The following is a 14563-nucleotide window of genomic DNA, read 5'->3' on the forward strand; positions in this document are numbered from 1 at the left end:
CCCACAAGGCAACAGCTTAAACGAGCGCAATTAGCTTATAGATTTAGCTTGATAATATTTTGATAGGGGAACTCGCAGGCCTATGCGACCTGCTGCTCCAAGAGATGTATTAGTGTTGTTTTTAGTTTAAGCGGCTTAATTGGCTTGTTGACGAGAATAAAACCAAGATCTCGAATCTCCTGATTAAGCTCCTTACTGTAGTTGGCAGTAATCATCAGCACAGGCAAATCACTTTCCACTCGCGCGGTTACCATTTTGGCAGCATCAATGCCTGTTTCATCATTATCGAGATGATAATCAGCAATTAACAAATCTACTGGATCTTCTTCAAAATCGACCTGTTGCGCCAAATCATCAAAGGACAACGCTGTCACCACATGACAACCCCAACCCGACAATAATATCTCCATCCCTTTACAGATAGATTCATCATTATCAATTAACCAGATACAAGCACCTGACAAGCGCTCAGTTATCATTGGAATATGTGGACCGGTAACCTCAGCAGGCGCCAAAGGAACACCTTTAGGTACTTTCACTCCAAATACAGAGCCCTTACCCTCAACAGAATCCACTCGAATTTCGTGACCTAACACTCGAGAAATCTTATCTACGATTGCAAGACCCAGCCCCAAGCCTTTCTCTTGACCAGGCTGATCAGATTGAAGACGCTTAAACTCTTGGAAAATTTCTTGAAGCTTGTTGGATGGTATACCAGGGCCAGTATCATACACCTCGATCCAAACCGAATCTGGCTCATGCCTACAACCGAGTAGAATCTTACCCTCTTTGGTGTAGCGTATGGCGTTAGTTAAGAAATTACGCAGTATCCGCGCTAACAATTGTGAATCTGACTTAACAACTGCACCACTTTTCACATAACGAAAATCAATTCCCTCAGCATTCGCCAACTGCTGGAATTCAGGCGCCAAGGTGTCGAACAAGCTTTGAAGATTAAAGGTAATCACGTCCGCCTTTACTACACCAGCATCAAGCTTAGAGATATCAACCAACGTACGCAGTAGCGATTCCACATCATCCAGAGAATTTGAAACCGATTGTGCTAAAGAACAGTTCTTGGGATCTTCAATCTTTTCAGCCAAAGCTCCTGAGAATAATCGAGCTGCATTCAACGGTTGAAGCAAATCATGACTTACTGCTGCTAAGAACTTAGTTTTAGAAAGATTGGCTTGCTCTGCTTCCATCTTTGCATCTAGTAGACGCGATTCAACCTGAACACGCTCAGTAATTTCCGACCGTAGCTGTTCGTTTAGCTCTGTCAGTTCAGATGTACGCTCCTCTACCCTTTGCTCAAGCAACTGGTGCGACAACTCTAGCGCTTCTGCTGATCGACGTCGCTCTGTGATATCTCGAATCATAACGAAGAAACCATTAGGGTTTCCGTCTTTATCGATATTAGCGACATATGATTTAAGCATGTAACGCTCTTCACCGAGCGAATTCGTCTGCCAAGTTTCGAAAGTTACATTACGACCCGACAAAGCTTTTTCTACGTAAGGACTTAAGCGTTCGTACTCATCCGGTGAATACACATCATGAATACTCTGGCCATTTAATTCACCATCAGCACGACCAAACCATTCGCTGTACACTTTATTAGCAAAACCGTAATTCAAATCTTGGTCTAAATACGCAATCAACGCCGGGACGTTATCCGTAATTAAGCGGATCCACTGCTCATTTTGACGTAGAGACTCTGCATATCGATGACGCTCAGTAATGTCTGTATAGGTATTTACAAAACCGCCTTGAGGCATAGGGTGAGTACGAACCTCAATTACCTGCCCCTTATCACCTCTTTGCTCCGATGCTAACACCTCTCCTTGCTGAGCAGCTGTTAGCGCATGCTGAAGAATTGAATGATTATCGAGCATAAGCGCTGCAAATGGAGGATAAGCCTGCACCTGCTCTTGTTCCACGCCCGTAAGATCAAGAAATCGATCATTCCAAAGCTCAACACGACCTTCCGGGGTAACCAGCACGACACCTTGTGAAAGGTTATCTACAGTATTTTGAAGCAACTTTGTTTTCTGAGCTAAAGCATGCTCTTTATCAGCTGTTTCTCGTTCTTTCAGCGCCGTGATATCAGTATAAAGAATTACTAGACCACCATCCTGTGTTGGCCTTTCTGACATCTGAACCCAGCGTCCATCGTTTAAACGATAGACCTTACTACCAGTGTTTGTATCAGGATATTCTTCATCAATTAGACCGCTTTCACGAGCTAGACGCCCAATATCCTGAATGGTGGTGCCCGTCTGAATAGTTAAACCCGTTGACGCCCAAACACTACTAAATTTGCTGTTAAAGAGAACAATTTTTCTATCTTGATCAAAAAGAACAAATGCATCAGATATACTTTCGATAGCATCGACTAAGCGCTGGTTAGCTATAGCCGCCTGATTATTCGCAAGCTTTAGAGCCCTATGACTTACCTTAAGCTCTGAAAGAACTCGATTGAGCGCCTCAGTACGTTCCCTAACCTGCTCAGCTAATACTACAGAATGCTCAAAAGCAGAATAAGGGTTTGCACTTTGACCCCCACCAGATTCCACCCTCTCAACCAAAACAGAATTAATCTTTTTCAGTTTGCGGTTTTCTTCTTCTAACCTAGCAATTCGATCTTTAAACGCTTGATCAGACATTTAGATTTCTCCCAATGGCTACAGCAGTAAAGGTCTGATTTATATGCATCCCCTCTTTTTGCTCTCCATAGGTATTAAATCCAATAACGTTATTTCGTCGGAGTAAATCCGAGATTTGCTGAGAGTTACCTCTCAATTCACTCTCCAAACGCCGCAAGAAGCAGTCACAACCAATGATTAACTGAGGCTCACCTATTTTTTCTTCAATTACTTCAAGCTTACTAATCAGATCAGCAGCCATATCGCCAGGCTTCATAACAGTCAGAACAATGCCATTTTCAACCGCACAATAAAATTTCATGCTGAGGTCTTCGTTAACCTGCTGAATAGAACGCACGAAGTACTCTTCGCCTAGCTTCACTGCAATAGGGTTTAGTGCAAAAACCTCATGATTTAAATCTTCTACTGCAACACCAATCGCCCTTGCATACTCAAGCGCTGCTGGTTCAGCATTGATCTCATATACACATCGACCATCTGCATCCGCTTCAGTCACAACCAATTTGTCATTACGATGATTCATATGATGAGTGCTAAATACTTCGAAGTCATAAATGGTATTTACCAGCATAACTACTGCAGCATCGGTATGAAATTCACCATTGTAGAAGACATGTGTTTTAGCAAGATGGATGTCATCACCGGCTGAACCTCCGAAGCTAGGAATACTGCCAAGCGCAGAGTTCAGGGTAACAAGTACGTTTTCTTCTTGAATTGATAAGCCATCAAGCAAAGTCAATGCAAAGGTGTTACCTTTGATCGGCGCGATTTCATGATGACGGCATCCAGAAATTAGTTGATCAACCAGCATTTGCGCATCAGTCAAACTAAAGTCATCAAGGCATTCTATTGATGCAGCTTCAACAGCAAAGCCCGACTGCTTAAAGCCTATTGCAGTGATACATCCTTGACCATAACCATCAGGAGTAATTTCACCAGCTGTAGTACAACCAACAACTTCCGTAGTAGGAAAAGCCTTGTTAAGCGCAGAAGCGAGCTCTTTGAGTGGATACTCTGCAGAACAAAAAAACGTGATAAAACTGATATCTGGAGAATCAAGCTGCGACAAAAGATCATTTGCGGCAGTGATTGGATCAGAACTAAATGATGCAGCAAGCAGAAACGCGGAGTCCTGAGTCAATTGTCTACCCTCGGGATAAGCTTAATCATTTCATTCTAGGTCTTGAGGATGAATCAACAAATACTACTTGTGACCCCTTTTTAACAGACAGTAAAGATAAAGAAAATCAACACACCAAATGTGTCAACAAAGCCCGTAATTTACCTGGTTTTACCGGCTTATTGATCAAAGAAAAGCCTTTACTCTCAAAAAGCTGGCGACATTCACTACTTCTATCTGCCGTTAAAATAACTGCAGGAATATCCAAACTAAAATGCTCTCTAAGCCCATCAATCGCATCGGTTCCAAGTAGGTCATAATCCAAGTGGTAATCAGCAAGTATCAATTCTGGGACTATATACTCGTCCGTACACTTATCTATGGCCTCACTCAGGCTGGCAGCAGTAACGACGAAGCAACCCCACTGCGTGAGCAATGCCTCCATACTCGCTTGAATATTTTCTTCATTATCTATAACTAAAACAACAAGATTAGATAACTGATCGCTACCAAATTGACTGAATTGCTGCCTTGGAAGCTCCATCGAAATTTGCTCTACTAATGGAACCTCAACTGCAAACATAGAACCCTTGCCAGGTACGGATTTAACAACCAGCTTATGCCCAAGCATATGCGCAATACGCTCCACTATAGCAAGACCTAAGCCAACACCTTGACGATCTTTAGCCGACTTATTTTCTAACTGCTGAAACTCTTTAAAAACAAGCTGCTGCTTTTCTTCAGGAATACCTAGCCCGGTATCCCAAACCTGAATGCTCAACATCGCCCCTCTACGGCGACAACCTACGAGTACGCGTCCCTCATCGGTATATCGGATTGCGTTACTGATAAAGTTTCTAATAATTCTCAATAATAATCGAGAATCACTTGTCACAGCTGCGGAGCACTCAGAAAGCTTTAACTGAATACTCTTAGCTTCAGCAACAGCCTGAAACTCATTTACCATCGATAGCAACAGCTGATTGATACGAAAATCAGAGATATCTGGCTGCACCGCATTTTGATCCAGCTTAGAAATGTCCAATAAATCAGTTAAGAGATCTTCCGCATTTTCCAACGCCAAATGAACCCGCTCAACAAGGTGAGCATCTTGAGCATGCAGAGAGCGCTCTCGTAAAGCCGCAATAAGTAATCTAGCAGCATTCATGGGCTGTAATAGATCGTGACTTGCAGCAGCAAGATACTTATCCTTACTTTTATTAGCGTCCTCTGCGATATCCTTCGCAATTTTAAGCTCTTTTTGAATTTGCTCCCGCTCTGCAATCTCTTGAATGAGCTTATCATTTAGCGAAACCAATTCCTGAGTACGATTCGCTACCCTAACCTCAAGCTCGACATTTAACTGTTTTAATCTGTCCTGAGATTTTTTTCGTTCGGTAATATCTTTAACAAACCCTTCAATAATAGGCCCATTACCATCAGGGTCTTTAGATAATGCACTGACAGAAACGTGTAGGCACTGACCATCCTCTTTGAGAAACAAAGTCTCAAAATTAAAAACTCTGCCATATTGCGCGAGCTGATAACGAAAATCAGAATAGGCATCAGCACAACAGAAAAGAAGCGAATCTAGCTGCGTAATTCTCTGAAGAAACTGCTGTTCAGAATCGTATCCGCATAACTGAACCATTGCAGGGTTAGCAGATATTATCCCTTCATCTAATTTAGCCTGAAAAATTCCATGCAACGCATTTTCAAACAACCATTTATAACGGTTCTTTTCACGCTCAAGCTCTTCAATCTTGGTGACTAATTCAGAATGATAGTTTTTTCGAGACGAGTGATTCCCTAAACCAATTAAACTTTCTACTGTTTGGTTTTGGTTATTAAAGCGCTTCTTCATAAACCACTTCTACATCTCGCTTGTTGGACTTACGGGGATTGGTAAGAATACATGGATCTTGTAGAGCATGATCAGACAGAACCGGGATATCCACGATATTTACCCCATTGTCTTTTAATTTCTGATCCAACCCAACATCCTGCTTTAATTGAACAACTTTATTTCTTAAAGCTACCTGAATTTGACTCGTACTCAGGCCTTTAGTTGCAATGCCCATAGTCTCAGCAACAACTTTGAATCTATCTTCTGCTTCAGAATAATTAAAATCAATTACGTGCTCTAACAACATGGCATTACATAAACCATGCGGCAGATCTTTATACCCCCCCAAACTATGAGACATAGCATGCACAGCCCCTAGGATCGCATTAGAAAATGCAAGTCCCGCCTTCATTGAACCAAGCATTACCTGTTCACGGAGATAAATATCTTTTGGCTGCTCAACTAAAGTAACGATGTTATCGTTAATTAGCCGCATAGCATCAAGAGCATGCATATCTGTTAGCGGCCCAGCCCCAGTAGACACAAATGCCTCGATGGCATGGACTAGAGCATCAATTCCGGTACACGCACTTAGGAATGGATCCATTGTCATGGTTGTTTCGGGATCAATCAAAGCAACATCTGGGACAACAGCTTTACTGACAATAGATATTTTAACTTTTTCAACAGGATCGGAAATAATCGCAAATTGAGATACATCTGCCGAAGTACCAGCTGTAGTCGGAATAAAGATAAGAGGAGGTATTGGCAGATGAATAGTATCGATACCCTCATAATCAAGAATATGTTTACCATTAGCACAAACTATCCCTATCCCCTTAGCGCAATCCATTGGGCTACCACCACCAACAGCAACAATGACGTTGCAGTTATACTCTTGGTAAATTTGAGCGCCTGCCATGACCTCTTCTGCTCTCGGATTTGCTGATACAGCATCAAAAACCATATGCTCTATCTCTTCATCATCGAGTAATTGAGAGATCTCTTCTACCCAACCCGCTTCTCGCACTCCCTTATCTGAAACTACCAGAACCTTACGAGCACCAAAATTTTTTGCATAATTGGCAACAGAGCATCTAGCACCTGCACCAAAAATTATTTCTGGAGAAACGAACTTCCTAAGATTTGAAATGTCTCTATTCATTAGAGGTTCTCAACTGAACTACCCTGCTTTAGCAGATATAAGCAAGCAAGTTTACATGAACAAATATCTAGACCAAAGTGACATACACATTAATGAAACATATAATGGATATCATTATCATTGATCGATATTTTGCACTGCACAATTTTTATGCACTTAAGTACATAATACCTACCAAGCACCTATGATGTAAGACCTGTACATCCATAGAATTCAATACTTTAGCCCCAAAACCCACACAAACCATGGTTCTATCTAAAAGGAACTATAGAGCCATGTAAGCATTCCTAACACTTGTCGATAATCTCCTCCATCGTTAAACAAACTAAATTCCTTAATTGGGGGCGACATGAAAAATAACAAAGCCAAGCTGTTAGCTGTAGCAGTTGCAATGGGCATGAGCGCACACGCAAGCGCTGCAATTGAACTGTATAACCAGGATGGCACAACTTTCTCTGCTGATGGTCACTTCAACGCTTTCTACGTTCACACTGATAACGATGCGAACGACGAAGACCAAGCACGTGTACGTATGGGCTTCCTTCCTAACTACATCGGCTTCAACGTTTCTAAGCAGATTGATGATCTAAAAGTTGGCGGTCGCTCTTCTTTCTGGGTTACGATCAACGACGGCAACACTGAAAACACTGACACTGCAATTGACGTTCGTCAATTCTACGCTACTGTAGACGGCGATTTCGGTCAGGTTCTTTTCGGTAAAGATTTCGGCCTATACGGTCGCTCCAACATCTTCTCTGATGAACTACTACTAGGCACTGGTCTTCCAACACCTGTACTAGACGAAGTTACTCTAGGTAACATTTCTATCGGTTACCCATATGCTGGTCCACGTGCACAGGTAACTTACCGTTCTCCTGTAAACAACGGCTTCCAGATTGCTGTTGGTGTTCTAGACCCTGAAAGCGGCGAGTCAATTGACGCTAACACTGATAACAGCGCTCGCTTCGAGACTGAAATCACTTACGCGACTGACTTCGACGGCGGCAAATTCAACGCTTGGATCGGCGGTGCTATCGGCGAAAACGACGCTAACGACGTAGACGCACACGGTATTGCTTACGGTGCTCGCATCGCTATGGGTGGCTTCCAGTTCACAGCTTCTGGCTTCGATCAAGAAGGCATCTCTACTGTATTCGCATCTGACCTACTAGCTGACGAAACAGACACTGATGGCTACCTAGTTCAAGCTGCTTACCAGCACGGCGACCACCGTTTCATCCTTTCTCACGGTGAAACTGACACTGCAGCTGGCGGCGAAGACGAAATGCAGTCTATTGCATACATGTACAACGTAAACAGCAGCCTAAAACTGATTGCTGAATACGACAATGCAGACTCCGAAACACTTGGTGAAGACACTGATCAATTCGCTATCGGTGCTGCACTAAGCTGGTAATTACTACTTAAAGTAATTAGCTAGATATTGGCCGCCGCTCTGTCCCCCCCTTCTCCAGAGCCGCGGCCTTCTTTTATTTAGACCCCATCACTTCTTCGCCCCCCACTAAAGCAATTCGCAATTCGCAATTCGCAATTCGCAATTCGCAATTCGCAATTCGCAATTCGCAATTCGCAATTCGCAATTCGCAATTCGCAATTCGCAATTCAGCAGATTATAGAAATTTACTTCAGACAAAAAAAAGCCTGCTAACTAAGCAGGCGAAGTACGACGGTTAGAGCTCTTAGATAGAAACTCAAAGCCAGAGAGTGGATGTAAGAACATAAGCTGCTCTTGAATAAAATCATTATCCTTTAACCTCCTTAAATTTGCTGCTCTGCAACAGAATGAAATCATCTAATACTTTAGGCGCAGACCATAAGTGACGCCTATTTATACAAGACTCCCAAAAGCAGAGGCTAGAGGCTAGAGGCTAGAGGTGGAGCGCCCCCGATAAAGTGGACAGTTGCTTAAGATCGGAAGCTAACTGGGGATTCATACCCTAGTGCGCTGTGGCTTCTGATCGTATTATAAAAGCGAGAGATATACAGACCTATTTCTCTCGCCATTTCAGAACAGGTAATCAACCCTAACTTACGCGTACATTCCTTTTTCAACAACGAGAAAAAACTCTCTGCACACGCATTATCCCAGCAGTTACCCTTACGAGACATACTGATTGTAACGCCTCTTTTCGTCAACCAGCTCATTACCCGCTCACTGCGATACTGACTCCCTTGATCAGAGTGAAACAGTAATTTATGAGTGACATCCGGCTTAGCTTTATTCCAACTTTTTTGTAATGATTTCAGTACGATATCCGCAGTTACCTGCCTTGAACATTCAAACCCTACGATTTCCCGATTGTGTAAATCCATAACAATCGATACGTATAACCAGCCTTCGCGACAAGCTACTTGGGTAATATCCGAGACCCATACACGATAATCTGACTCGGATTAAACTCCCTGCTTAGCAGATTAGGCTGAGGCATCAGACCACCTTCCAAGCAGTAACGAACCTTCCTGACAGCAAGTTGCGCCTTATACCCTACGCGCTTCAATAAACGGAAGAGGCGATTTTTCCCACAACAAAAGCCCTCACATAACAATGCATGCCATAATTTACGGTAGCCATAAACACCTCGACATTGATCCGCCAACTCTAAAGCACGCGATAAGATCTTTTGATTCATCTGTTCCCGCAGGGATGGAGCACGATTTAGCCAAGCATAATAACCCGAGCGCTGAACATCATAGAGCCTGCATAACCGCGACACGGGTAAGCAACTTGAGTACTTCTCTATACATGCAAAGCGTTCTACTTTGCTTCGCTGAAGTACTCTCGTGTCTTTTTTAAAATATCGACTTCCAGTTGAGAGCGCTCCAATTCCTTTTTAACCTTCTCTAACTCTTGTTCTAATTGACGGTAACTCTTACGAGGTGCGGATTCATTCACCGCTTTAGGATCGTGAGCTGACAGATATTGACGCCTCCAAGCACGCAATGTCCCTACCGCTATCGGAAGGTCCTTCACAAACTCAGTTAAGGTTAGCTCAGTTTTAAGTGATTCCAGCACCACACGTGTTTTAAATTCATCACTGTAGGCTGTACGTTTTTTGAAATGCATAAGACACCTCTAGCGTGTTAAAAGGTGTCCACTAAAACGGGGTCAGTCCATGTGTTATATCCAGATGAACACAACAGAATTTTGTTATTTCTCCCATTTATTTTTAAGCACCCATACAAACAACGCGTCACGCGCACTTAATTTCCACATAAAAAAAAGCGCTGGCAAATCTACCAGCGCTTTAGTCATAAACGGCTTTCAATTAGGCGTGCATTAAGCCCATCCAGCCAAACCCATTAGAATCGAGCACGAATTCCGATAACACCTGAACGCGGCTTACCAGGACCTACAAAGCGATGATCTTCAATACCTTGATCTTCTAGCACTTCTTCAGCCTCACCATAAACACCAAACGTTTCGTAATCTTTATCAAATACGTTGTCGATTCGACCAAACAGCTCAACACTGTTAGTCAACTTATACTGACCACGAAGATTAACTACAGTGAATGAATCAACTTTCTCGTTCTCGTTCGCCTCATCACCACGGTAGAACTGGCTGCTCTGGTAGTTAACTTCAGCACCTAGATCAAACTTAGGCGTTACAGCCCAATCAGCAACGATTTTCAAAGTATGCTCAGGCAAACCCGGAATCTCATCACCCTTCTCTACAGAACGAGTATCACCCAATGGATTGTTGTTACTTACAGAATTAAATGGAGTCTGGAAAGTAGCATCCATCCAAGTGTAAGAAACACCTACTGCGACATTGTCGTAACGCTTGTTCGCTGCAAGCTCAATACCCATACGACGAGTCTCGCCAACATTGGCAAAATAACCTTCAGAAGCAAGCGTGCCCGCATTCTGGAAGATAATATCGTCGTGGTTAGTAGTGTGGAACGCACCAGCAGACCAACCATAACCAGAATTATTGCCACGAACACCAACCTCAAAAGATTTAGCAACTACTTGCTCTAGCGGTGGATCAGATACAAAGCCATTAGGCAGCTTACATGGATCTTCTGGATCCGCACAGCTCAACTCTGCAGGCGTTGGCGCTCGAGAAGACTCACTATAGCTACCATAGTAGCTCATATGATCATTAGCCTGATATGCAAGACCAACAGCAGGATTCAGACGCTTAAAGGAATGATTACCCGTCAAATCCAAGTTTTCTTCACCAATACCTACCATATCGATATTTGTGTAGTTATAACGAGCGGACATAGTTAGATCTAGCTTCTCGTTAAGAGCCAGAGTATCAGTTACAAACAAGCCAAAGTTAGTAACATCTGTCTCAAGACGCACGCTAGACTCATTATCAAAAACACCGATACCTGTTACACCACGATCTTCTCCATCTTCGTTACGAAGACGTGCAAACTGAGTATCAGATTGAAAATCAATTTCAGAGTAATCGATACTAGCACCAACAGTTAGCTGGTTCTCTTTACCATTGAAGTCATCTAAGAAAGTTACCTGTGAACCAAGACCAAAGCTTTCCATCTTAGTTTCAGATGTATTCAAGGTGCCATCGAATACTTCATCTTCATCCTGAATTTCAGCAGCCAATGCAGCATCTACATCAGTAAGAGAATCATCGTCGTCCGCACCACGGAACTCTACAGCCTCAAAGTCAGCAAGAGCCGGCGCATCTTCATCACCCTCAAACTCACAAAGGGAAATCTTATTACCGCCTAGCGCATCGCCTTCTTCATAACCAGCAACAACTTCATTCGCCGCATCAACCAAACATGCTGCGTAATCACTGTCATCACCGTTCAAAGTTTTCACTTTATTACGACGATAGAAAACATTACCTGCAAGCTGAGTGTTATCATCGATCCACGTATCACCACTCAACGTCAGCAATGCTAGGTTTGTTTCTGTTTGATCAGGTTGAGTAAAGATACTTTCACGACCTTGAGCTTCGAGCAAACCAATTGGCGCAGCACCGTTACCAATCATCTCGTTATTATTGATAGCCGCTGTAAGCTCAATGTTGTTACCGTTCTCACCACGCCAAGTCAATGTAGATAATGCCTGCTGAACCTCTGTAGGAGAATGATCACGCCAGCCATCTTCTTCGTAGTAATTACCGATTACAAAGTAACCGAACTCACCATCATTACCACCAGACTGCAATTCAACATTCAATCGGCCATCATTGCCAATTGAAGCCTCAATCTGGTTGCCTTCATTATCAAAACCATTTTTGGTCTTAATGGATAGCGCACCACCCAAAGTATTTTGACCAAATACTGGGTTAGATCCTGCGAAAAGATTTACAGATTGGATCGCACCTTCAGGAAGTAGATCCCAGTTTACCGTATCGCCAAATGGCTCATTAAAACGGATTCCGTTAACGTAAACAGACAAACCTTGAGGTAAACCAAGCAATGGAGATGCTGTAAAACCGCGATATTGAACATCAGGCTGGAACGGGTTATTTACCGCTTCGTTGATCGTAACACTGCTAAAGTTATAACGCAGGTGCTCTGCAATATTTAGAGACTGAGACCTTTCTAGATCATCAGCATTAGCAGACTGGACAGCCGCAGCAATACGATTTTTTTCAATGCCAACACCGTAGATTGGCGTATTACCAATAACAGTAACACCATCTAATTGGGTTGCATCTTCTGCAGAAACAGCAGTGCTACATGCAGCAGCTGCCAACAATGGCAACCAATACTTTTTTTGCAAGCTCATTATCTATGAATCCTGTGAACATATTTTTCTTATCCACGCTATTTTTTCATAGAAATGTCATAAAGACCTTTATGCTGCCTACCCATAACAATGCAATATAGATGTAATACTAAAGACCCAACCTAATCCCGAAAGCTGGGACCACAACCCGTTGAATGCATATTCATCTCAGAACGATAAAATTCTAATTCTTTTTTTAGTACTACTTCAGCAGTATCAGCAACCCGAAATCCATGAGCCTCATCTGGAAAATAATAAGCCTCTACTTTAATTCCTCGGCTTTTCAACGCGTTTTCCATTGCACGAGTCTGATCAGGCAACACAACCCTATCCTTCTCTCCTTGAAAAAAAATCACAGGGCAATTAATTCGATCTACATTATCCAGAGGAGCACGTTCGCGATACACCGACTCCTCAGCGACCGGATCACCAATAAGCCAGTGAAGATAGTTTGATTCAAATTTATGCGTACAACCGTCAAGAACTAGTGGATCCGTGACCCCGTACAAACTGGCAGCTGCCGCAAAACAATCAAGTTGATAAACCGCACTCAGTGCAGAAAAACCACCCGAGCTGTTACCACGAACAAAAACCGCCCCCTTATCAACAAGGCCCAGCTCAACCAATTCATCTATTGCTGACTGAATATCCTCGACCTCTACAACACCCCATTGATGCTGAAGGCAATTGCGGTAAGTTCGACCATAGTTACTACTACCCCGATAGTTCAAATCCAATACCGAAAATCCACGCTGGGTCCAATACTGGATCTTCATATTCAAAACAGGATAAGTTGCAGCTGTTGGTCCACCATGAAGAAACACAACAAGAGGAGTCAAAGCACTATCTACTGAATATTTAGCATTAGCTGGAGGATAAAAATAACCGAAACAAGCAGACTCCGCTTTTGAAAAGCTCATTGGCCGAGCTAGAGAGCAATCCGATTCATTTAATGGTGAACCGCCACCAGCAACAACTCTAACTTCAGAAGTCACAGCATTAACCTTAACCACTGAAACAAGTTGATTCTTAGCTGCCGCTACAACACAAACCCAGCTACCAACGGCGACCAATGATTTAAAGTAATTAAAATCAGGCACTAAAGAGACACCATCAAGCATGACTTCAGCCCCTTCATGCCTATGATGAATCGAAACGACTTTTGACGAGATTTCAGCATAATGAGTTAGGCCTGACTGCCACGGCGCAGAGATCATATCGCATGACTCTGTTCCAACTGGACTAAGCTCACAGCTATTAAAATCACAGCTATAGATATTCCACCAACCAGAACGGTCAGTCACAACATACAACTCACCCTCAGGAGAAAAGTAAGGCTGAGATAGCGCCTCCTCAGAATTATGACCCGCAATAGGGATAGGCCCATCGAGCTCTGAAGACGTTAGATCAAGATAAGAAAATTGAGTTGAAGTCCACGGCTGATGCGGATGATTCCAGCTAACAAATGCAAGCACAGACCCTTGCGGATTAATCACAGGGTAGCTATAAAAATCTGCACCTTCTACTAAAACTTCTACCGAACCATCAGACAAACTGATCGTAACGATCCGATTTATAACTCCAGTCTCAGCATGAAGCTCTTGAATGGCAATCAAGCGATCTCGAGTTTCATCCCATATAGGCTCAATATAACGGGTATTTGGATGATTAGTTATCTGAACAACATCACAAGGCCCGCTAAGCCTCTGCTTGTAAATTTGTTGGTCACTAGCATTAACAAACACCAACGAATCATCAAGCAGAGCCCAACCTCTGCCACCATACTCATAGACCTTGCTTTGCACACTATAGTGAGGCGGAGTTATCTCGCGATGAACCCCCGACTGAGACTCTAATTCAAAACAGATACAGCAACGACCGCCCTCATTTGGTCGCTGCTCAACCCAATAAAGATCGCCTTTTTGACTTAGCTGTAGCTGACTATATTCAACACCAGCACTAATAGCATCAGCTTCTGATAGAGATGAAGACCAAAAACCAGGTGGATTTGAATTCGGCATGGTGACTTA

The 14563-nt window shown here is 43.0% G+C and carries 10 protein-coding genes; 1 reads left to right on the plus strand and 9 read right to left on the minus strand.

The features are described from left to right. Nucleotides 1-80: 80 nt before the first annotated feature. The 4 genes from ACMXYX_RS09065 to ercA all read right to left on the minus strand — a co-directional run bounded on the left by ACMXYX_RS09065 (nt 81) and on the right by ercA (nt 6797). Nucleotides 81-2666, minus strand: a complete 2586-nt coding sequence (locus tag ACMXYX_RS09065) for a NahK/ErcS family hybrid sensor histidine kinase/response regulator (protein WP_415881378.1) — start codon at nt 2664-2666, stop codon at nt 81-83. Continuing rightward, a complete protein-coding gene (nosP, locus tag ACMXYX_RS09070; protein ID WP_415896298.1) occupies nt 2659-3807 on the minus strand; it encodes a nitric oxide-sensing protein NosP in 1149 nt (382 codons plus the stop codon). Before nosP ends, ACMXYX_RS09065 begins: the two co-directional genes overlap by 8 nt. Nucleotides 3808-3913: 106 nt before the next feature. Next, nucleotides 3914-5650: a NahK/ErcS family hybrid sensor histidine kinase/response regulator gene (locus ACMXYX_RS09075; RefSeq protein WP_415894279.1), complete on the minus strand. Its 1737-nt coding sequence runs from the start codon at nt 5648-5650 to the stop codon at nt 3914-3916. Then, nucleotides 5634-6797 (minus strand): alcohol dehydrogenase-like regulatory protein ErcA, encoded by a 1164-nt coding sequence (gene ercA / locus ACMXYX_RS09080; protein ID WP_415894277.1) that lies wholly within the window; start codon nt 6795-6797, stop codon nt 5634-5636. Before ercA ends, ACMXYX_RS09075 begins: the two co-directional genes overlap by 17 nt. A gap of 349 nt (nt 6798-7146) precedes the next feature. On the opposite strand from ercA, the gene ACMXYX_RS09085 reads away from it, so the two are divergent. Next, entirely contained in the window at nt 7147-8214 is a 1068-nt protein-coding gene (locus ACMXYX_RS09085; protein WP_415894276.1) for a porin, read from the plus strand. Between the two features lie 509 nt (nt 8215-8723). Here ACMXYX_RS09085 and ACMXYX_RS09090 read toward each other — a convergent pair. The 5 genes from ACMXYX_RS09090 to ACMXYX_RS09110 all read right to left on the minus strand — a co-directional run bounded on the left by ACMXYX_RS09090 (nt 8724) and on the right by ACMXYX_RS09110 (nt 14554). Beyond that, nucleotides 8724-9179, minus strand: coding sequence for an IS3 family transposase (locus tag ACMXYX_RS09090; RefSeq protein ID WP_415898244.1), 456 nt, complete (start codon nt 9177-9179; stop codon nt 8724-8726). Then, on the minus strand, nt 9167-9448 hold the full coding sequence (locus tag ACMXYX_RS09095; protein WP_415896300.1) for an IS3 family transposase: 282 nt from the start codon (nt 9446-9448) through the stop codon (nt 9167-9169). The genes ACMXYX_RS09090 and ACMXYX_RS09095 overlap by 13 nt, the downstream gene beginning before the upstream one ends. 125 nt (nt 9449-9573) lie before the next feature. Beyond that, nucleotides 9574-9882 (minus strand): transposase, encoded by a 309-nt coding sequence (locus tag ACMXYX_RS09100; protein WP_415896301.1) that lies wholly within the window; start codon nt 9880-9882, stop codon nt 9574-9576. A 236-nt stretch (nt 9883-10118) separates the two neighbouring features. Beyond that, a complete protein-coding gene (locus ACMXYX_RS09105; RefSeq protein ID WP_415896302.1) occupies nt 10119-12533 on the minus strand; it encodes a TonB-dependent receptor in 2415 nt (804 codons plus the stop codon). A 122-nt stretch (nt 12534-12655) separates the two neighbouring features. Beyond that, entirely contained in the window at nt 12656-14554 is a 1899-nt protein-coding gene (locus ACMXYX_RS09110) for a S9 family peptidase (RefSeq protein ID WP_415905935.1), read from the minus strand. Nucleotides 14555-14563 lie beyond the last annotated feature (9 nt).

This window comes from Neptuniibacter sp. QD72_48 (assembly GCF_047778065.1).
GTDB lineage: Bacteria > Pseudomonadota > Gammaproteobacteria > Pseudomonadales > Balneatricaceae > Neptuniibacter.